The organism is Streptomyces shenzhenensis, from assembly GCF_021462265.1.
GTDB lineage: Bacteria > Actinomycetota > Actinomycetes > Streptomycetales > Streptomycetaceae > Streptomyces > Streptomyces shenzhenensis.
The window spans coordinates 86,380-103,874 of the sequence record NZ_JAJONF010000016.1 but is presented as its reverse complement, the minus strand read 5'-3'; the positions used below and the strand labels follow the sequence as shown (position 1 = coordinate 103,874).

At 71.3% G+C, this 17,495-nt stretch carries 23 protein-coding genes and 1 tRNA gene; 6 read left to right on the top strand and 18 right to left on the bottom strand.

What is annotated here, in order from left to right; genetic code table 11:
• Positions 1 to 67 precede the first annotated feature (67 nt).
• Positions 68 to 802, top strand: a complete 735-nt coding sequence (locus LQ326_RS21650) for a TetR/AcrR family transcriptional regulator (RefSeq protein WP_234538935.1) — start codon at positions 68 to 70, stop codon at positions 800 to 802.
• Between the two features lie 25 nt (positions 803 to 827).
• Here the strand turns inward: LQ326_RS21650 and LQ326_RS21645 are convergent, their stop codons facing one another.
• Positions 828 to 1,301 (bottom strand): PPOX class F420-dependent oxidoreductase, encoded by a 474-nt coding sequence (locus tag LQ326_RS21645; protein ID WP_234538933.1) that lies wholly within the window; start codon positions 1,299 to 1,301, stop codon positions 828 to 830.
• A 67-nt stretch (positions 1,302 to 1,368) separates the two neighbouring features.
• Here LQ326_RS21645 and LQ326_RS21640 point away from each other — a divergent pair, with 67 nt between their 5' ends.
• Positions 1,369 to 1,632 (top strand): hypothetical protein, encoded by a 264-nt coding sequence (locus LQ326_RS21640; RefSeq protein WP_234538931.1) that lies wholly within the window; start codon positions 1,369 to 1,371, stop codon positions 1,630 to 1,632.
• Between the two features lie 84 nt (positions 1,633 to 1,716).
• On the opposite strand, the gene LQ326_RS21635 is transcribed toward LQ326_RS21640, so the two are convergent.
• The 3 genes from LQ326_RS21635 to LQ326_RS21625 form a co-directional block, all read right to left on the bottom strand.
• The gene (locus tag LQ326_RS21635; RefSeq protein ID WP_234538929.1) at positions 1,717 to 2,538 is read right to left on the bottom strand and encodes a YceI family protein; all 822 of its coding nucleotides are present in this window, start codon (positions 2,536 to 2,538) and stop codon (positions 1,717 to 1,719) included.
• 106 nt (positions 2,539 to 2,644) lie between these two features.
• Entirely contained in the window at positions 2,645 to 5,128 is a 2,484-nt protein-coding gene (locus LQ326_RS21630) for an MFS transporter (protein WP_491074089.1), read from the bottom strand.
• Between the two features lie 94 nt (positions 5,129 to 5,222).
• On the bottom strand, positions 5,223 to 5,810 hold the full coding sequence (locus LQ326_RS21625) for a MarR family winged helix-turn-helix transcriptional regulator (RefSeq protein ID WP_234538925.1): 588 nt from the start codon (positions 5,808 to 5,810) through the stop codon (positions 5,223 to 5,225).
• Positions 5,811 to 6,016: 206 nt separating this feature from the next.
• Between LQ326_RS21625 and LQ326_RS21620 the strand changes: the two genes are divergently transcribed.
• Positions 6,017 to 6,223 carry a hypothetical protein gene (locus LQ326_RS21620; protein ID WP_234538923.1) on the top strand — a complete coding sequence of 69 codons (207 nt, stop codon included), beginning with the start codon at positions 6,017 to 6,019 and terminating at the stop codon, positions 6,221 to 6,223.
• Positions 6,224 to 6,313: 90 nt separating this feature from the next.
• On the opposite strand, the gene LQ326_RS21615 is transcribed toward LQ326_RS21620, so the two are convergent.
• From LQ326_RS21615 to LQ326_RS21595, 5 genes are all read right to left on the bottom strand, one after another.
• A complete protein-coding gene (locus LQ326_RS21615; protein ID WP_234538921.1) occupies positions 6,314 to 7,003 on the bottom strand; it encodes a hypothetical protein in 690 nt (229 codons plus the stop codon).
• A 155-nt stretch (positions 7,004 to 7,158) separates the two neighbouring features.
• On the bottom strand, positions 7,159 to 8,085 hold the full coding sequence (locus LQ326_RS21610; RefSeq protein WP_234538919.1) for an RNA polymerase sigma factor SigF: 927 nt from the start codon (positions 8,083 to 8,085) through the stop codon (positions 7,159 to 7,161).
• 328 nt (positions 8,086 to 8,413) lie between these two features.
• A complete protein-coding gene (locus tag LQ326_RS21605; protein ID WP_234539031.1) occupies positions 8,414 to 9,271 on the bottom strand; it encodes an RNA polymerase sigma factor SigF in 858 nt (285 codons plus the stop codon).
• Positions 9,272 to 9,456: 185 nt separating this feature from the next.
• Positions 9,457 to 9,750, bottom strand: coding sequence for a Dabb family protein (locus LQ326_RS21600; RefSeq protein ID WP_234538918.1), 294 nt, complete (start codon positions 9,748 to 9,750; stop codon positions 9,457 to 9,459).
• An 18-nt stretch (positions 9,751 to 9,768) separates the two neighbouring features.
• Positions 9,769 to 9,945 carry a hypothetical protein gene (locus LQ326_RS21595; protein ID WP_234538917.1) on the bottom strand — a complete coding sequence of 59 codons (177 nt, stop codon included), beginning with the start codon at positions 9,943 to 9,945 and terminating at the stop codon, positions 9,769 to 9,771.
• A 299-nt stretch (positions 9,946 to 10,244) separates the two neighbouring features.
• On the opposite strand from LQ326_RS21595, the gene LQ326_RS21590 reads away from it, so the two are divergent.
• A complete protein-coding gene (locus LQ326_RS21590) occupies positions 10,245 to 10,457 on the top strand; it encodes a PLDc N-terminal domain-containing protein (RefSeq protein ID WP_234538916.1) in 213 nt (70 codons plus the stop codon).
• Positions 10,458 to 10,503: 46 nt separating this feature from the next.
• On the opposite strand, the gene LQ326_RS21585 is transcribed toward LQ326_RS21590, so the two are convergent.
• The 4 genes from LQ326_RS21585 to LQ326_RS21570 form a co-directional block, all read right to left on the bottom strand.
• Positions 10,504 to 10,588: transfer RNA gene (locus LQ326_RS21585), tRNA-Ser, on the bottom strand.
• 66 nt (positions 10,589 to 10,654) lie between these two features.
• Complete coding sequence (gene tadA, locus LQ326_RS21580; protein WP_234538915.1) at positions 10,655 to 11,086, bottom strand: tRNA adenosine(34) deaminase TadA; 432 nt, start codon at positions 11,084 to 11,086, stop codon at positions 10,655 to 10,657.
• A gap of 56 nt (positions 11,087 to 11,142) precedes the next feature.
• Complete coding sequence (locus LQ326_RS21575) at positions 11,143 to 11,670, bottom strand: tRNA adenosine deaminase-associated protein (protein WP_234539029.1); 528 nt, start codon at positions 11,668 to 11,670, stop codon at positions 11,143 to 11,145.
• Between the two features lie 444 nt (positions 11,671 to 12,114).
• Positions 12,115 to 12,312, bottom strand: coding sequence for a hypothetical protein (locus LQ326_RS21570; protein ID WP_234539027.1), 198 nt, complete (start codon positions 12,310 to 12,312; stop codon positions 12,115 to 12,117).
• A 124-nt stretch (positions 12,313 to 12,436) separates the two neighbouring features.
• On the opposite strand from LQ326_RS21570, the gene upp reads away from it, so the two are divergent.
• On the top strand, positions 12,437 to 13,072 hold the full coding sequence (upp, locus tag LQ326_RS21565; RefSeq protein WP_093508193.1) for a uracil phosphoribosyltransferase: 636 nt from the start codon (positions 12,437 to 12,439) through the stop codon (positions 13,070 to 13,072).
• A 184-nt stretch (positions 13,073 to 13,256) separates the two neighbouring features.
• On the opposite strand, the gene LQ326_RS21560 is transcribed toward upp, so the two are convergent.
• Positions 13,257 to 13,922 (bottom strand): LytR C-terminal domain-containing protein, encoded by a 666-nt coding sequence (locus LQ326_RS21560; protein ID WP_234538914.1) that lies wholly within the window; start codon positions 13,920 to 13,922, stop codon positions 13,257 to 13,259.
• A gap of 111 nt (positions 13,923 to 14,033) precedes the next feature.
• Positions 14,034 to 14,330 carry a type II toxin-antitoxin system VapB family antitoxin gene (locus tag LQ326_RS21555; RefSeq protein WP_003999914.1) on the bottom strand — a complete coding sequence of 99 codons (297 nt, stop codon included), beginning with the start codon at positions 14,328 to 14,330 and terminating at the stop codon, positions 14,034 to 14,036.
• Positions 14,331 to 14,445: 115 nt separating this feature from the next.
• On the opposite strand from LQ326_RS21555, the gene LQ326_RS21550 reads away from it, so the two are divergent.
• Positions 14,446 to 16,089 (top strand): helicase HerA-like domain-containing protein, encoded by a 1,644-nt coding sequence (locus LQ326_RS21550; protein ID WP_372496920.1) that lies wholly within the window; start codon positions 14,446 to 14,448, stop codon positions 16,087 to 16,089.
• Positions 16,090 to 16,130: 41 nt separating this feature from the next.
• Here the strand turns inward: LQ326_RS21550 and LQ326_RS47955 are convergent, their stop codons facing one another.
• The 3 genes from LQ326_RS47955 to LQ326_RS21540 all read right to left on the bottom strand — a co-directional run bounded on the left by LQ326_RS47955 (position 16,131) and on the right by LQ326_RS21540 (position 17,459).
• A complete protein-coding gene (locus tag LQ326_RS47955) occupies positions 16,131 to 16,262 on the bottom strand; it encodes a hypothetical protein (RefSeq protein WP_268207356.1) in 132 nt (43 codons plus the stop codon).
• Positions 16,263 to 16,322: 60 nt separating this feature from the next.
• Complete coding sequence (locus LQ326_RS21545) at positions 16,323 to 16,667, bottom strand: hypothetical protein (RefSeq protein ID WP_234538912.1); 345 nt, start codon at positions 16,665 to 16,667, stop codon at positions 16,323 to 16,325.
• Between the two features lie 138 nt (positions 16,668 to 16,805).
• Positions 16,806 to 17,459 carry an HdeD family acid-resistance protein gene (locus LQ326_RS21540; RefSeq protein ID WP_234538911.1) on the bottom strand — a complete coding sequence of 218 codons (654 nt, stop codon included), beginning with the start codon at positions 17,457 to 17,459 and terminating at the stop codon, positions 16,806 to 16,808.
• Between the last annotated feature and the right edge of the window lie 36 nt (positions 17,460 to 17,495).

Here is a 17,495-nt window from a genome sequence, read left to right as displayed (position 1 = left end):
TCCCGCGCCCTGACGGGGCGTTGGAGCCTTAGCATCTTGAGAAGTGGTCGTGGAGGAGGGTGTCGCGATGGCGCGGGCCAGTGTGTGGCTTGAGGAGAAGCCCCGGGGCGGCGGTCGCGGCGGTCAGCCATCCGGTCTTGACCGGGCCCGGATCACCTCCGCCACGGTCGGGCTCCTCGACTCCGACGGACTCGACAAGTTCTCCATGCGGCGGCTGGCGGCCGAGCTCAAGGTGACCGCCATGTCCCTGTACTGGTACGTCGACACCAAGGACGACCTGCTCGAACTCGCCCTCGACGCGGCCTTCGGCGAGCTGCGTCTGCCCGATGCCGACGCCGGTGACTGGCGGGAGCGACTGCGGGCGCTGGCCACGGAGTACCGCGCCCTGCTGGTCCGTCACCCCTGGCTCTCCCCGCTGGCCGGCCGCTACCTCAACATCGGCCCCCACTCGCTCGCCTTCTCCCGGGTGGTCCAGCAGGTGGTCCGCCGCGCCGGTCTGCCCGCGTACGGCGTGACCGGCGCGATCTCGGCCGTCTTCCAGTTCGTCTACGGCTACGGCACGATGGAGGGCCACTTCGCCGAGCGCGTGACAGCGGCCGGCATGACCCAGGACGAGTACTTCAGCACCGCGATGAACGCGGTGACCGATGCCCCGGCAACGGCCGCCATCGTCGAGGAGTCGAAAGACCTCATGGCGGCGAGGGGCGGCGACACCGTCGCCGAAATGCTGGACAGGGACTTCGCTTTCGCCCTGGACCTGCTGATCGCCGGCATTGAGGCGAAGGTGAGCCGACCGGCTTAGGGGCGCGGCGCTGAGGCCTCAGCCCTCAGGCCTCAGGCGAAGCCAACCGCGCGGGAAAGCCCCCTGTGGCCACCGGCCCCCACTTCTCCGGCGTCACCCGGATGATCGACTTCCCCTGCCTCACCATCGCCGCCCGGTACTCGTCCCAGTCCGGGTGCTCCCCCGCGATGTTCCGGTAGTACTCCACCAGCGGTTCCACCGACTCCGGTGTGTCGAGAACCTCGGCCCGTCCGTCCACCTGCACCCACGGCCCGTTCCAGTCGTCGCTCAGGACGATCACGCTCACCCGCTCGTCCCGCTTCGCGTTCCGCGTCTTCGCCCGCTCCGGGTACGTGGAGACGACAATGCGCCCGGAGTCGTCGACCCCGCAGGTCAGCGGCGACCCCTGTGGGCTTCCGTCGGCGCGTCGGGTGAGCAGGATCGCGCGGTGGCGCGGTCGTACGAAGTCCAGCAGTTCGTCGAGGGAGACGGCGGTGTTCGTCGCGATGTTCGGTGCCATGGCGCCAGCCTAGGGCCGCGGGGGCCGCTCAGCCTGCCACTGCCGTGCGCACCTTCACGCTCGTGGCGTGGGACAAGCCGCGGACGACGGGGGCCCGGCGTGCCTCGCCGACGACGGCCGCACGGTCGAGAAGGAGTCGCTCCGTGAACTGCGCCGGGAGGCCCAGCGGCTGAGGGCCGCGGCCATGGAGGCGATGTTCCGGTCCGAGCCGCTGACGCACTCCGCGGAGTTCGACGCGCTGGGCGGCGCGCCCTCCAGTCGGCGGGGCGCCCGGCCGGTGCCTGCTCGCGTGCGGAACCGGCCCCGGCCCGGGAGGCGTCACGGACCCTGATCCACGAGTTCATCGCGGTGTCGCGCGCACATCCCGGGGGGTGTACGGCGACGGGCGGGCGGGTCGGGCCGGCCCCGGCCGTGACTAGGCCTGCGGCAGCGACTCCCCCTGCACCGCCTGGATCTCCAGCTCCACCTTCAGCGTCGTACCGATCGCGGCGATGCCCGCCTGCACGACCTGGTTGTAGTTCATGGCGAAGTCCTCGCGGTGCAGCTCCGCCGTCGCGCGGAACGCGGCACGCGTGCCGCCCCACGGGTCGGCGCCGGTGCCGAGGTAGACGAGGGCGAGGTCGACCGGTCGTACGACGCCGTGCAGGGAGAGTTCGCCGTGGACCGTCCAGCGGTCGGAGCCGGCCGCCGTCAGGGCCGTCGAGGTGTAGGTGATCTCGGGGTGGCGTTCGACGTCCAGGAAGTCGGCGGAGCGCAGGTGGGTGTCGCGCATGCCGTTGCCGGTGTCGATGGAGGCGGCACGGATGACCGCCTGGACGCGGGACTTGGTGACGTCGTCGGGGGCGATCTCGATGCCGGCGGAGAAGTCCGTGAAACGGCCGCGGACGCTGGAGATGCCCAGGTGCTGGGCCACCGCGCCCACGGTGGAGTGCGCGGGGTCCACCGTCCACGGGCCCGGCGGGGGCAGTTCGGTGCCGCCCTGCCGGGCCAGCGTCACCGTGCCGACCTCGGCGCGGCCGCTCGCGGTCACGATGGCGCTGGAGGCGGTGGGCGCGTAGCCCACGGCCGTGATGATGACGGTGTACGCGCCGGGCGCGAGCGGATTCGGGTCGCGCACCGTGCCTTCGCCGTCGGCCTCGGCGCGCAGCACCTGTGTACCGGTCATGTCGGTCACCGTGACGACCGCGTGCGACACGGCCCATCCGTCCCGGGTGCGGATCCTCGCGGTCAGTCCCATCCCGTTTCTCCCTGCGAACACTCAAACGATTACAAATCGGTCTCATGGGGCCGGCCCGTGGCGGGCGCCTCCTTGTGGGCGCGCCCGCCACGGGCCGGAGTGCGAACTACTCGCCCGGGTGGGAGAGCTCGATGTCGTGGCCGTCGGCACCGGCACCGGTGACGTGCAGGGCCGTGGCGACCGGCGGGTAGCCCGTCGCGATCACGGTGTAGTCCCCGCCGTCCAGGTCGGCGAAGGCGTACGCGCCGTCCACGCCGGTGGTGGCCGTGCCGACCACGTTGCCCGCCGCGTCCACGAGGGTCACGCGGGCGTCGGCCAGCGGTCCGTGCGGGGCCCGTACGACACCCTGGAGCCGGGCGCCGGCGTCCAGGTCGACCTCGATCCGGGTGACGCCGGTGCCGCCGATCTCGACCGGCACGGCGCGGGGCCGGTAGCCGGCCGCGTTCACCGCGACCGTGACGGCGCCCGGCACCAGCTCGCCGAAGCGGAAGTCGCCCTGCTCACCGGTGGCCGCGGTGGCCAGCAGGTCGCCGCGCACGTCGGTGACGATGACCATCGCGTCCTTGACCGGGAGCGCGCTGCCGGCGCCGCGGACCACACCGCTGAGACCGCTGGTACCGCTGAGCAGGATGTCGTACGGCACCGGCTCGTCGCCCACCACGATCGTGGAGGCCTGCGGCTGGTAGCCGTCGGCGGCGGCGATCAGGACGTAGGAGCCCGCACCGGGCGCGTCCAGCCGGTAGGAACCGTCGTAGCCCGCGACCGCGCGGCCCAGCTGGCGGCCGGACAGCGAGATGAGGGTGACCGCGGCCTGCGCGACCGGGGCGCTCTCGGCACCGCGTACGAAGCCGTGCACCGGGGTGCCGCCGGAGCCCGCCGACTGCTCGGGGGCGGCGATGGTGGCCACGGCGGCGAGCTGCCGGGTGGCTTCCGGCACGGCCGCGGCCTGCGCGGCGCTGTTCACGACCGGGGCGGCCCAGCTGGGGACCTGCTGCTCCCCGGCCGGAGCGGCGACGGCGGCAGCGGCAGCGGCAGGGACCGTCTCCGGGCTTCCCGCGTTCTCCGCCTCGGCGGCCTGGGCGAGCCCGCCCTTCGTCCTCAGCGGGACCTCCTTGATGAACAGGCTGATCAGGAACGCGAGGGCCGCGAGGCCGCCGGCGATCAGGAAGACGTCGGCGATGCCGTGGCCGTAGGCGCTCTCCATGAGGGTGCGCAGTGGGGCCGGCAGCTTGCCCAGGTCCGGGAGGCTGTCGCTGGACGAGCTGGAACCGGCCAGGGCGGCCTGGTACTTGGGGGAGAGGGCGGCGGCGCCCTCGGTCACGTAGTGCGTGATCCGGTGGGCCATCACCGCGCCCAGCGCCGAGACGCCGACCGCACCGCCCAGGGACCGGAAGAAGGTGACCGTGGAGCTCGCCGAGCCGAGGTCGGAGGGCGCGACCTGGTTCTGCGTGCACAGCACCAGGTTCTGCATCATCATGCCGATGCCGAGACCCAGCAGCGCCATGGAGATCGACATCTTCCAGTACGCCGTGTCGTAGCGGATGGTCCCGAGCAGGCCCAGGCCGGCCGTCACCAGCACGCCACCGCTGACCAGCCACGCCTTCCAGCGGCCGGTACGGGTGATGAACTGGCCCGAGACGGTGGAGGAGACGAACAGACCGCCGATCATCGGGATCGTCATCACACCGGACATCGTCGGGGACTTGTCGCGGGCCAGCTGGAAGTACTGGCTGAAGAACACCGTGCCGGTGAACATCGCGACACCGACGAACAGGGAGGCCAGCGAGGCCAGGGTGATGGTGCGGTTGCGGAACAGCCGCAGCGGGATGATCGGCTCCTTGGCCTTCGACTCGACCAGGACGAAGATCAGGCCGAGGGCGACCGAACCGCCGACCATCGCGTACGTCTGCCAGGAGATCCAGTCGTACTTGTCACCCGCGAAGGTGACCCAGACCAGCAGTAGTGAGACGGCGGCGGCGACGAAGGACGCGCCGGCCCAGTCGACCTTGACGTCCCGCTTCACGACGGGCAGGTGCAGGGTCTTCTGCAGCACGATCAGCGCGACGACGGCGAACGGGACGCCGACGTAGAAGCACCAGCGCCAGCCCAGCCACGAGGTGTCGGTGATGACACCGCCGAGCAGCGGGCCGCCGACGGTGGCGACCGCGAAGGTGGCGCCGAGGTAGCCGGAGTAACGGCCGCGCTCCCGCGGCGAGATCATCGCGGCCATGACGATCTGGGCGAGCGCCGACAGACCGCCCACGCCGATGCCCTGGACGACACGGCAGGCGATCAGCATGCCGGCGTTCTGCGACAGACCGGCGGCGGCGGAGCCCAGGACGTAGACGACCAGGGCTATCTGCACAAGGATCTTCTTGCTGTACAGGTCCGCGAGCTTGCCCCACAGCGGGGTCGTCGCGGTCATGGCCAGCAGGGAGGCGGTGACGACCCAGGTGTAGGCGGACTGGCCGCCGCCCAGGTCGGTGATGATGTGCGGCAGGGCGTTGGTGACGATCGTGGAGGACAGGATCGCCACGAACATGCCGAGCAGCAGGCCGGAGATGGCCTCCATGATCTGCCGGTGGGACATCGGGGTCTGCTCGACGGAGCTGCCTCCCCCGTGCTTGGCGTGAGCCCGCACACCGGCTGGTGTGGTCGTTGCCATGGGCTTCCTTTTCTGCGTCTTATGCGGGTGTACGGGTGCTGGTCGGTTCGAGTACGTCGCGTACGGGCGTGGGGGCGCGGGCGCCGGGGGCGACCGCGGCCATGGCCTTGGCCGGGGGCTTCGCGGTGCCCGGGGCGGGGGCGGTGCCGGCGGCCGGCCGGGGGTGCGGGGCCGCGGCCCGGCAGTCCCCGAAGCTGGCGCGGAGCCGGGTCATCAGCCTGATCAGCTGGTCGACCTCCTCGTCGCTCCAGTCGCCCAGCCGCTCGGCGAGCAGTTCGGTGCTGCGCCGGGACAGTTCCGCGAGGGTCGCCTCGCCCGCGGGGGTGAGGTGCAGGATGCGGGACCGCTTGTCCGCCGGGTCGGGGGAGCGCTCGATCCAGCCGCGTTCGGCGACGTGCGCCACGTGCCGGCTGGTCACCGACATGTCCACGGCGAGCAGCTCCGCGAGCTTGCTCATGCGCATGGAGCCGTGGCGGCCGAGCAGCGTCAGCACCGCCGCCGAGCCGGTGGGGCACTCGGGCGGCAGAATGCGCCCCAGGTCCCGCTTCACGGCTCCGACGGCGGTGAGCTGACGCGCCAGCTCCTCGAACTGGGCCTGCTCCGCCATCACCCACACCTCCTCACGACCGTATTTGTTGCTTGGGGCAACCATAGAACTGCTTGGTTGCCGCAGGCAAATAAATCGATGGAGGGCGGGCACAAAAACTTGGCAAAGGGAAGTATTGCGATCGTAAACGCGCAGGTGGGGTCGGTCGCACCTACGGGAGGCCCCCCACTTGGGCCGCACTCGCGGATTCGCTAGTGTCTCGGGCCATGGCTAACACCGAGGGCCCCCAGGGCAACTACGACCCCGCCGGCAGCACCCAGATGTTCCGCGCGTTCGTCGACGAGGCCCCGCAGACTTCCCAGCAGACCGCGACCACGTACTCCTCCTCCTCCGGCCCCCGCCTCGGCCTGATCCTCGGCATCGTCGCCGTGGTGGTCGTGGTGGCGGCGGTGGCCTGGCTCGCGCTCATGTAACGCGGCGGCCGCGCCGACGGTGCGACGAAGAGGACCCGGGGCCGCGCGCCCCGGGCTTTCGTCGTACTCAGCTCCAGTCGACGGCCGTGCTCAGCTCCAGTCGACGGCCGCGACCCGGGTCTCGATGTGCATGCCCAGGGGGACGCGCCAGTCGTCCACGCAGACGGTCCACGTCCTGCTCGTTCGGGAGTGGGGCGCGATCGGCGCCGGCAGGGGCTCGGTCGACTTGATCGTCGACCAGTCGATGCCGAGCAGGTCGATGATGTGCGTGCCGAGCGTGACCGTGCCGGAACGGACCGCCGTACCACCGGAGTTGACGAAGGTGACGGTCGCCTTCTCGCACCACCGCTGGTCCGTGGCCTCGCGGGTGGGGGTGCTCCAGGTGAGCGCGGCGGGTGCGGGGGAGGCCGAAGAGGCGCCGGGCCGCGGTGAGTTCGGCACCGCCGGGCCGGAGGCCGCCGGCTGGGTGCCGTTGCGGTGGGGCGCGGAGGACGCGGAGGGCATGGCGGGCGCGGCCGGTCGGGACGAGGCCGCCGGGCCGTAAGCGGAGTCGGCTGTGCCGCTCGGCCCGGCCGGCCCGGAAGGCGCGGTCGTCGCCGGCCGGCCTCGGGTCGGCTTCGCCCCGTCCAGCGGGACCAGCGTCACCGATCCCGTCGGCCGCGCCGCCGGCGTCCGTGCCGGGCCGCCCGCCGCCCCCACCGCCGTGAAGCCGCCGTCACCGGCCCCGCCGCATGCCGTGAGCGCCGAGGCCAGGCAGACGGCGGCCGCCGACGCTGCCATGACGGCGCCTCGGCGGCCACCCGGAGGCCTCGGTGTCTCCAACGCCCCCAGCGCCCCCAATGTCCTCGGAGTCCTCGCGGTCCTCGCAGCCCTACGGAGAAGCATCGCGCCAGTGTGGCTGACGCACCGTCAGGAAGGAAGCGGCGGGCGTGACTTCAGTCCGAGATCAGGCCCTCGCGGAGCTGGGCCAGGGTACGGGTCAGCAGGCGGGAGACGTGCATCTGGGAGATGCCGACCTCCTCGCCGATCTGGGACTGGGTCATGTTCGCGAAGAAGCGGAGCATGATGATCCGGCGCTCGCGCGGCGGGAGCTTGGCGAGGAGCGGCTTGAGCGACTCGCGGTACTCGACGCCCTCCAGGGCGGTGTCCTCGTAGCCGAGGCGGTCGGCCAGGGAACCCTCGCCGCCGTCGTCCTCGGGGGCCGGGGAGTCGAGGGAGGAAGCGGTGTACGCGTTGCCCACGGCGAGGCCGTCGACCACGTCCTCCTCGGAGACGCCCAGGACGGCCGCGAGCTCCGTCACCGTCGGCGAGCGGTCCAGCTTCTGGGAGAGGTCGTCGCTGGCCTTGGTGAGGGCCAGGCGCAGCTCCTGCAGACGGCGCGGCACGCGCACCGACCACGAGGTGTCGCGGAAGAAGCGCTTGATCTCGCCCACGACCGTCGGCATCGCGAACGTCGGGAACTCCACGCCCCGTTCGCAGTCGAAGCGGTCGATCGCCTTGATCAGGCCGATGGTGCCGACCTGGACGATGTCCTCCATCGGCTCGTTGCGGCTGCGGAAGCGGGCCGCCGCGTAGCGCACGAGGGGGAGGTTGAGCTCGATCAGGGTGTCCCGGACATAGGCGCGCTCGGGGCTGTCCTCTTCGAGTGCGGCAAGGCGCAGGAACAGGGAGCGGGACAGGGTGCGGGTGTCGATGATCTCCGGGGCCACCGGGAGTTCCGGGGTCGGAGGGGCCTCCAGCGCCGGAGCGCCGTCGATGGCGCCATCGATGCTGTCGAGCACGTCGATGGCGTCGAGCTCCTTGGGCGCTGCCTCGCTCTTCGTGGGCGTGAGCACCTTCGAGCTGCCCTGGTCTGCGGACATGCCACCCCCTTTGGGTCGCGGGACGGTCGCGGCGGCGTTCCCTGGAGGAACGATGCCTTCACCTGAATACCGGAGCCGGAGGCCCGGCAAACGCGCTTCCGGCAGAATGTCACATGTCGGCAACACGCTGTAGTGACATGTCGACATGTGAAACGTGAATCCGCCCTGGATGAAGAGGGTCTGACGCTTTTTCGCCCCTCAACTGTCGGAAAGTGCGCAGGTGAGCGATTCGCTCTTACTGGTGATGGCTCGATCCTGTTTGCGGTTACGGTCGTACCAAGTCACCCGGAGCGGGTCTCGGACCGGTAACGAGCCCGCCGGACCGGCCCTACGCCTCGATGCGGTTCGCCGAGCGCAGGCGCTGGAAGCTGCGGGCGAGGAGGCGGGAGACGTGCATCTGGGAGACGCCGAGCTCCGCGCTGATCTGGGACTGGGTGAGGTTGCTGTAGTAGCGCAGCAGGAGGATCCGCTGCTCCCGCTCGGGGAGTTGGACGAGCAGGTGGCGGACCAGGTCGCGGTGTTCCACGCCGTCCAGGGCCGGGTCCTCGTAGCCGATGCGGTCGAGGAGGCCCGGCAGCCCGTCGCCCTCCTGGGCGGCCTCCAGGGAGGTCGCGTGGTACGACCGGCCGGCCTCGATGCAGGAGAGCACCTCCTCCTCGCTGATCCGCAGCCGCTCGGCGATCTCGGCGGTGGAGGGGGAGCGGCCGAAGGCGGTCGTCAGGTCCTCGGTCGCGCTGTTGACCTGGACCCACAGCTCGTGCAGGCGGCGCGGTACGTGCACGGTGCGGACGTTGTCCCGGAAGTAGCGCTTGATCTCGCCGACGACGGTCGGCATGGCGAAGGTCGGGAACTGCACGCCCCGGTCCGGGTCGAAGCGGTCGATGGCGTTGATGAGGCCGATGGTGCCGACCTGGACGACGTCCTCCATGGGCTCGTTGCGGGAGCGGAAGCGGGCGGCCGCGTAGCGTACGAGCGGGAGGTTCGCCTCGATGAGCGCCGAACGCACGCGGTTGTGCTCCGGCGTGCCCGGCTTGAGCTCCTTGAGCTGGCCGAAGAGCACCTGGGTCAGCGCCCGGGTGTCGGCACCCCGCCGCTTCTCCGGGGCGGGGGCGGCGGCTTGGGCGGGAGTCTGGGTGGAGGCGGGCGCCTCTTCCTGGGGCGGCGCAGAACTGGCCGACACGGTCAACGCCACCTCTTCATCGGTCAATCATCCGTCAAAAGCGGTCATAGCATCACAAGACATGTGCACTGTGCGCAAGCACCTGATAACGTCGTGTTGGGTATTAATACTGGCAAGTTGGGGCATAAGACACAGCAAAACCCCCCGCCGTCGCAGGCGAGGGGCTCAGGTTGGGGAGGCGTCCGTACGGCTCAGAATTCGTAGTCCGCGATCACCCAGGTGGCGAACTCCCGCCACATCGCGGCGGCAGCCTGGTGGTCGGGGTGCTCCACGTACCGCTTGAGCGCGTCCAGGTCGTCCACCGCCGAGTTGATCGCGAAGTCGTGCGCGATGGGGCGGTCGCTGACGTTCCAGCCGCACTCCCAGAAGCGCAGCTCCCCGATCCGGTCGCCGAGGGCGAAGAAGGCCGCCGCGCCCGCGACGACCCGCGGATCGTCGCGCTCGACGCCTTCGTTGAGCTTGAAGAGGACCAGGTGGCGGATCATGGGGCACTCCCAGTGCGTCTACTTCGCCCCGTCCGCCAGCCAGGTGAAGAAGTTCCCGACGGACTTCGCGGCGTCCGATATGCCCTGGAAGACTATCTGGACCCAGTCCGCCGCCTTGGGCGGGTCCGTGATGATCACGTAGAGCGCGAAGATCACGAGCACGTAGACGGCGATCTTCTTGGCGTTCACCGCCACCTGGCCTCTCCCCTGTCCGTTCCCCCGGTTGCCGGGCGCGAGTGTAACCCTCCGATCGTTTTGTATGACCAACGGCACGTTGGATGCCGGGTTTTTTTCTCCGAATCTCCGAATCTCCGAACTTCGCACCGCCGGATCTCGTCGGATCTCCGACCCGCTGGGTCTCCGCATCGCCGGGTCTCTGGATCTCCGCATCGCCGGATCTCCGGAGCGTGAACCGCTCGCGGGGTCCGGTCCGATGAAGGGCCGAGGCAACGAACGCGAACCCGGCGCAGCCGGAGTCGAGAGGGAGAACGCGGATGCTGATGACAGCGATGGCCTTCGGCCTCGTCACCCTGCTGATCATGTTCGTCGTGGCGGCAGCGCTCGACTGTGTCCGCACACCGGCGGAGCGGGTCAGGTACGTCCCGAAGTGGCTCTGGCTGCTGTTCCTGCTGCACGCCCCGGTCTTCGGGGCCCTCGTCTGGAACTACGCGGGCAAGCGCCCCGAGCACCTGGTCTCCCGGCCCTGACCGCACGAAGGGCGGCTCCGATGCGGAGCCGCCCTTCGTGTGACAGCGGTAGCGGAGGGATTTGAACCCTCGGTGACTTGCGCCACACTCGCTTTCGAGGCGAGCTCCTTCGGCCGCTCGGACACGCTACCGAGGGAGACCTTACAGCACAGGAGGCCGCGCTCCGAAATCGGTATTCAGGGGCCGTCGAGGGCGCGTCAGCGGGTGCGGAAGAAGTCCGTGAGGAGACGGGCGGACTCGGCCGCCAGGACGCCCTCGACGACCTCGGGACGGTGGTTCAGGCGCCGGTCGCGGACGACGTCCCAGAGGGACCCGGCGGCTCCGGCCTTCTCGTCGCGGGCGCCGTAGACCACCCGGTCCACCCGGGACTGGACCAGGGCGCCGGCGCACATCGTGCAGGGCTCCAGCGTGACGACCAGCGTGCAGCCGGTGAGCCGCCACTGCCCCAGCGCGGCGGCGGCCCGGCGCAGCGCGAGGACCTCGGCGTGCGCGGTGGGGTCGCCGGTGGCCTCGCGTTCGTTGTGCCCGGCCGCGAGGACCGTCGTACCGTCCGGGGACAGCACGACGGCGCCGACGGGGACGTCCCCGCCCCGGACGGCCTGGCCGGCCTCGTCCAGGGCGAGCCGCATCGCGGCCCGCCAGCGGTCGCGTACCGGGTCGGGGGACCCGGGTGCCTCGTGGAAGGTCAGCGGACGGTCTCCAGGACGTCGGAGGCGCCCAGGGCGTCGGCGATCTCGTTGAGCGCGTCCTCGTCCAGGGACAGCAGCTCCTTCGCGCTCACGCCCAGGTCGTCCAGGATCGCGGCGTCCCCGACCGGGCCGGCCGGCACGGCGGAACCGTCCGCGTCGTCGTCCTCCTCGGCATCGGGCTCACCGTCCTCGGTGCCGTCGAGGTCGAGGGCGTCCAGGTCGTCGGCGGCGGCCTTGGGCTCCCTTCCGAGCAGTTCGTCGGTGAGCAGGAGCTCACCGTACGAGCTGCGGGCGGCGGCGGCTGCGTTGGAGACGAAGACCCGGGGGTCCTCCTCTCCGTCGACGCGGACGACGCCGAACCACGCGTCTTCCTGCTCGATGAAGACGAGCACCGTGTCGTCGGCCTCCGAGGCCGATTCCCGGGCCAGGTCGGCCAGGTCCGACAGGGTCTCCACGTCGTCGAGTTCTGTGTCGCTCGCTTCCCACCCGTCTTCGGTGCGCGCGAGCAGTGCGGCGAAGTACACCGTGACTCTCCCACTGGTCATAGGCGTGCCGGTTGGGGGTCCCCCCGGCGGAGGTTCTGGGCGGGGAGAGCTGTGCTCCGAGCCCCGCCCACTCGGAATCGTGGCAGAAACAAGGCGTTCAGGGGACGTCTTCGGCTCCCTGTGTCTGGCAGTTTTGATCGCACGTATGCAAAGAGGCGTCCGCGCGTCCGTCAACGCAGTCACCAGCGCACTCGTTGCCGCCACCTGCGGATCGTACGCGGGTTTTCCCGCGGCCCACGCACGGCCTTCCCCGTGACGGACCGCAACGCGCCACCAGCAGTGGATCTTTACCGAAGGATCGGCTTCACGACTCTTGCCGAGTGTCGCCGAGTGTCGCCGCGTCCTGGCGACTCCTGGCGATTCCCGCCGATTCCTGGCGCGGGGCCGGTGGGCCTTGGCGATTCCCAACCGGTCCTGCCGGTCCTACCAGCGGAACGTCCGCATACGCATCGCGTGCCGCAGCCGGGCCGTCTTGGCGCGGCGGGGCTGGACCCGGTCACGCAGCGCCCGCGCCTCGGCGAGCTCGCGCAGGAACCGGGCCCGGCGGCGCCGCCGCTCGGACTCCGTCTCGCCCTCGGGCGCGCCGTAGGCGCGGTCGGGCCGCTCAGGCGGCCCTGGCAGTTCAGGCACGTCACACCACCCCAGTCCGACACCTCCACTTTCCCCCGGACGGGGGGTTTGATGCCAGGGTGCGCCTGCGCGGGCCTGCACGAGGCGGGCTTGGGGCGCGGTTACTGTTGTGGACATGCGTCTCCACGTCGTCGACCACCCCCTGGTCGCTCACAAGCTCACCACGCTGCGCGACCAGCGCACCGACTCCGCGACGTTCCGGCGGCTCGCCGACGAACTGGTCACCCTGCTCGCCTACGAGGCGACGCGGGACGTGCGGACCGAGGCCGTCGACATCCAGACCCCGGTGGCCGCCACGACCGGCGTCAAGCTCGCCCGGCCGCGCCCGCTGGTGGTGCCGATCCTGCGGGCCGGGCTCGGCATGCTGGACGGCATGGTCCGGCTGCTGCCGACCGCCGAGGTCGGCTTCCTGGGCATGATCCGCAACGAGGAGACGCTGCAGGCGTCGACGTACGCCTCGCGGATGCCGGAGGACCTCTCCGGGCGTCAGGTGTACGTCCTGGACCCGATGCTGGCCACGGGCGGCACGCTGGTGGCGGCGATCCGCGAGCTCATCAGGCGCGGCGCGGACGACGTGACGGCGGTCGTCCTGCTGGCCGCGCCCGAGGGCGTCGAACTGATGGAACGGGAGCTGGCGGGAACGCCGGTCACGGTCGTGACGGCGGCCGTGGACGACCACCTCAACGAGCAGGGGTACATCGTGCCGGGGCTGGGGGACGCGGGGGACCGGCTGTACGGGGCGGCCGAGTAGCCGGCCCGTTCGCTCGGGTGTCGTAGGGAGGCGGGCGCGTCGGCGGCCGCGGGCCGTCGTGGCTTGTCGCGCCCCGCGGCGGCGACCGCGGATCCAACCCCGCCGCGCGCCCGTTCAGGGCCTTCCGCGGCCACGGTGACCACGGTGACCGGCCACGGCGGTGGTGCCCTGCGGTGCCCGGGTCTCAGCAGCTCTTCTTCGTCGACGCCGTCGGCCTGGGGGCGGACAGGGCCGTGATGGCCTTCGCGGCCGTCGCCTGGGGGGTCAGGGTCTTGAAGGCGTCGCCCAGGATCAGGTCCACGGCGGTGCCCTTGCGGCCGGCCTCCGTGCGCTGGCCGGCGGCGGTCACCTGGGTGGCCAGGACCGGGAGCGAGGTCTTCAGGGCCGAGGCCGGGCCGACCAGTATCGCCGTGCCCTTGACCTTCTGGTCGAACTTCGCCGGCGCGTTGCCGACGTCGCCGATCTTGAAGCCGCGCTTCTTCAGTTCGTCCGCGGTGTCCTTGGCCAGGCCCGTGCGGGTCGTGGCGTTGTAGACGTTCACCGTGATCTGGGCCGGCTTCGGCAGCACCGTGGCCGACGTTCCGGCCGAGGCCCCGGCCGCGGGGCTCGAACTGGCGGCGGCCCGCTTGACGCAGTCGTCCGACGCGCCGGCCGCCGAGGCGGTTCCGCCACCGCCGGTGAAGACGTCGATGAGCTGCAGGGTGCCCCAGCCGACCAGGCCGAGCACGGTGACGGAGGCGACCACGGAGAGGACGAGCCGGGCACGCCGCCGGCGTGGGCGCATGCGAGGGTATTTGTCCCCTGTGATCCGGTACTGGCCGCCCATGCCGGGGGGAGTCAGCATGCTCATGAGCGCAGCGTAGTGCGCCACGGGTGCGTTGACTAATAGATGATCATCCGACGGTGCCCGCTCCAACCCGAAAGGGTCAACCGGTGCCAAATGCCGGGCGGCCGACGGGTGTCAGTCGAGTTCGAGTACGCGCGCGTGCAGCACCTGACGCTGCTGGAGGGCGGCGCGGACCGCTCGGTGCAGCCCGTCCTCCAGGTACAGGTCGCCCTGCCACTTCACGACGTGCGCGAAGAGGTCGCCGTAGAACGTCGAGTCCTCGGCGAGGAGGGTCTCCAGGTCGAGCTGCCCCTTGGTCGTCACGAGCTGATCGAGGCGGACCGGGCGCGGTGCGACGTCCGCCCACTGCCGGGTGCTTTCCCGGCCGTGGTCGGGGTACGGCCGGCCGTTTCCGATGCGCTTGAAGATCACACGGAAAGCCTACCGGTCCAGACGTTCCGGGCGCAGCCATGGCGACCGAGTGCGACGCTGGAAAAGACGCCTTAAAGGTCATCAAACGGTCTAAAAGGTATCAGGAGGTCCGATGATGAATGCCGGTGAGGCCGAGAAGGCCGGTGCCCCGGCCCCGGCGAAGGACGCTGCGGCCGCCGAGGGCCCGGTGGGTGTCGAGGGATCGGTGGGTGCCGAGGGTCCCGCGGACGCCGAGAACCCTGCGGGTGCCGAGAACCCCGCGGTCGCCGGGATCGCCGCCGGGTACGCCTTCGCCGGTCAGGCGTTGGAGCTCGGTGCCCTGCTCTGGGACGGGCGGTGCCGTCCCGACGTCCCCGTTCGCATCCCTCTCCCCATGCTCAACCGGCACGGCCTGGTCGCCGGTGCCACCGGCACGGGCAAGACCAAGACGCTCCAGCTGATCGCCGAGCAGCTCTCGGCGCACGGTGTCCCGGTGTTCCTGGCGGACGTCAAGGGCGACCTGTCCGGCGTCGCGAGGCCCGGGCAGCCGAACGACAGGGTCACCGGCCGGGCGGGCGAGGTCGGCCAGCAGTGGACCGCGACCGGCTTCCCCGCCGAGTTCCTCGCGCTGGGCGGCGTCGGCCACGGCATCCCCGTCCGCGCGACGATCACCAGTTTCGGCCCGCTGCTGCTGTCGAAGGTGCTTCAGCTCAACCAGACCCAGGAGCAGTCCCTCGGCCTGGTCTTCCACTACGCCGACACGAAGGGCCTGGAGCTGATCGACCTCAAGGACCTCCGGGCGGTGGTCGCCTTCCTCACCTCCGACGAGGGCAAGGCGGAACTGAAGAACATCGGCGGGCTGTCGACGGCCACGGCCGGGGTGATCCTGCGCTCGCTCACCGCCTTCGAGGCGCAGGGCATGGCGGACTTCTTCGGGGAGCCGGAGTTCGACACGGCCGACCTGCTGCGTACGGCACCGGACGGCCGGGGCATCGTCTCGGTCCTCGAACTGGCCGCCGTCCAGGACCGCCCCCTCCTCTTCTCGACCTTCCTGATGTGGCTGCTCGCCGACCTCTTCCACGATCTCCCCGAGATCGGCGACGCCGACCGGCCGGGGCTGGTCTTCTTCTTCGACGAGGCGCACCTGCTGTTCAACGACGCCTCGAAGGCGTTCCTGGAGTCGATCACCCAGACCGTGCGCCTCATTCGCTCGAAGGGGGTCGGCGTCTTCTTCGTCACGCAGACCCCGAAGGACGTACCGTCCGACGTCCTCGGCCAGCTCGGCAACCGTGTCCAGCACGCGCTCAGGGCCTTCACCCCCGAGGACCAGAAGGCGCTGCGGGCCACCGTGCGGACCTTCCCGAAGTCGTCGTACGACCTCGAAGAGCTGCTCACCGGGCTCGGCACCGGCGAGGCCGTGGTCACCGTGCTCAGCGAGACCGGCGCCCCGACCCCGGTCGCGGCGACCCGGCTGCGGGCCCCCGAGTCCCTGATGGGGCCGGTGCCCGCGGCGGAGGTGGACACGGCGGTGCGCGGGTCGGCGCTCCACGGACGTTATGCACAGGCTGTGGACCGGGAGTCGGCGTACGAGAGGCTGCGGCGGGCGCCGGCCGAGCCGAAGGCCGCCGCCGGGGCCGCCGCCGACCGGAAGGAAGAGCCCTCTCTCGTCGAACAGGTGGTCAGCAGCGGGATGTTCAAGTCCCTCGCCCGGTCGGTGGGCACCCAGCTCGGCCGGGAGATCACGCGGTCGCTGTTCGGTACGGCCCGCAGGCGCAGGTGAGCCGGAGCCCCGCACGGGCCGCCGCGCTCACCTGCGCACGGTCAACCGCGTTTCTGCTCCTGCGGCCGCGGCCGCGGCGGCTCCGCCGTCTTCGTCTCCTCCGGCTTCGGCGTGCTGCGAACGGCCTCCGCGCGCAGCAGGGCGCGCAGGACGGCGTACAGGTCTGAGGACATGACTGTGTTCCTTGCGTAGAGCTGACTGACCTGGGGGTGGAATGCGGGACAGCGGGTCGGTCAGCAGCGCAGGACCACGGTGCGCAGGAGGGGCGTGGCGTCCGGTGGACGCGGTGCCGGCGGGCAGGGACGGCGGTGGTCCGCCGGGCCGGCGGGCGCCGGGTCGGTCAGCGGCGCGGGACGCTGGGGTACGTCGGCGCGGTGGACGGCGCGGGCGGGGGGCCGTAGCGGGGTGTCCAGGACGTCGTGCTCGACGCTCTCCGCCGATACGGCCGGGGTGGCGGCCGCGAGCGCCTCGGCCGCGGTCGGGACGCCGGCCAGCAGCAGGACGAGCAGCAGCACGAGCGCCCGCGGCCAGGCGGGGCCTGGCCGCGGGTGGCGTCCCCTCGATCGACCGCTGCTCATGGGGGTCATGTCCCCTTGTTCGGGGCGGTGTTCATCGCGCTGGGCACGAGATCCGCTCGCTCGGCGTACTGGCGGGGCGCGAGGTTGACGAAGCGGACGGCCCCGCGTCCGCGGAGCCGGCGCCCGCGAAGCCCGCGTTCACAGGGTCTGTGGGATCTGCTTGGCGCGGCCGCGGATGCCGAAGGCCGTGACGATCTCGACGATGCCGACGACGACCAGCCAGATGCCGGCGACGAGGGTGAGTACCGCGACCGACTTGAACGGCGAGACGATCAGCACGATGCCGGCGATGAACGTGACGATCCCGAGGAAGACCTGCCAGCCCCGGGCGGGCATCCGGGAGTCGGAGACGGCGGCCATGGTCTGGGTGATCCCGCGGATCAGCCAGCCGATGCCGATCCACAGGGCGAGCAGCAGGATCGACTCCATGGGGCCGCGGAAGCAGAAGAGGCCCAGCAGGATCGACAGCGCACCGCTGATGAAGGCCAGCACGCGCAGCGAGGTCGCCCGGTGCGTGCCGAACGCGGCGACCAACTGGAAGACACCGGAGATCAGCAGGTAGATGCCGAAGAGCACACCGGCGGCGAGCAGCGAGGCGCCGGGCCAGACGAGGACCAGGACACCGAGGATCAGGGAGGCGATCCCGGTGACCAGGACGATCTGCCAGGCGGCCCGGGAGAGGGCGTGCAGCGGTCCTTCGAAGGGCGGTTCGGGCTCATGCCGAACGGTGCCGGTGGCATGCGCCTTCCGGTCGTCGTCGGCGGGGCCGCCGGTGCTTGGGGGCTCGGTCATGGTTCCAGCTGAGACCGGGGGAGGCGGACGGGCCAG

Coding starts and splice junctions, on each gene's coding strand:
- LQ326_RS21650 (WP_234538935.1), top strand. CDS start 68: ATGGCGCGGGCCAGTGTGTGGCTTGAGGAGAAGCCCCGGGGCGGCGGT.
- LQ326_RS21645 (WP_234538933.1), bottom strand. CDS start 1,301: ATGGCACCGAACATCGCGACGAACACCGCCGTCTCCCTCGACGAACTG.
- LQ326_RS21635 (WP_234538929.1), bottom strand. CDS start 2,538: ATGGGACTGACCGCGAGGATCCGCACCCGGGACGGATGGGCCGTGTCG.
- LQ326_RS21630 (WP_491074089.1), bottom strand. CDS start 5,128: ATGTCCCACCGGCAGATCATGGAGGCCATCTCCGGCCTGCTGCTCGGC.
- LQ326_RS21625 (WP_234538925.1), bottom strand. CDS start 5,810: ATGGCGGAGCAGGCCCAGTTCGAGGAGCTGGCGCGTCAGCTCACCGCC.
- LQ326_RS21620 (WP_234538923.1), top strand. CDS start 6,017: ATGGCTAACACCGAGGGCCCCCAGGGCAACTACGACCCCGCCGGCAGC.
- LQ326_RS21615 (WP_234538921.1), bottom strand. CDS start 7,003: ATGGCAGCGTCGGCGGCCGCCGTCTGCCTGGCCTCGGCGCTCACGGCA.
- LQ326_RS21610 (WP_234538919.1), bottom strand. CDS start 8,085: ATGTCCGCAGACCAGGGCAGCTCGAAGGTGCTCACGCCCACGAAGAGC.
- LQ326_RS21600 (WP_234538918.1), bottom strand. CDS start 9,750: ATGATCCGCCACCTGGTCCTCTTCAAGCTCAACGAAGGCGTCGAGCGC.
- LQ326_RS21590 (WP_234538916.1), top strand. CDS start 10,245: ATGCTGATGACAGCGATGGCCTTCGGCCTCGTCACCCTGCTGATCATG.
- tadA (WP_234538915.1), bottom strand. CDS start 11,086: ATGCGGCTCGCCCTGGACGAGGCCGGCCAGGCCGTCCGGGGCGGGGAC.
- upp (WP_093508193.1), top strand. CDS start 12,437: ATGCGTCTCCACGTCGTCGACCACCCCCTGGTCGCTCACAAGCTCACC.
- LQ326_RS21560 (WP_234538914.1), bottom strand. CDS start 13,922: ATGAGCATGCTGACTCCCCCCGGCATGGGCGGCCAGTACCGGATCACA.
- LQ326_RS21550 (WP_372496920.1), top strand. CDS start 14,446: ATGAATGCCGGTGAGGCCGAGAAGGCCGGTGCCCCGGCCCCGGCGAAG.
- LQ326_RS47955 (WP_268207356.1), bottom strand. CDS start 16,262: ATGTCCTCAGACCTGTACGCCGTCCTGCGCGCCCTGCTGCGCGCGGAG.
- LQ326_RS21545 (WP_234538912.1), bottom strand. CDS start 16,667: ATGAGCAGCGGTCGATCGAGGGGACGCCACCCGCGGCCAGGCCCCGCC.
- LQ326_RS21540 (WP_234538911.1), bottom strand. CDS start 17,459: ATGACCGAGCCCCCAAGCACCGGCGGCCCCGCCGACGACGACCGGAAG.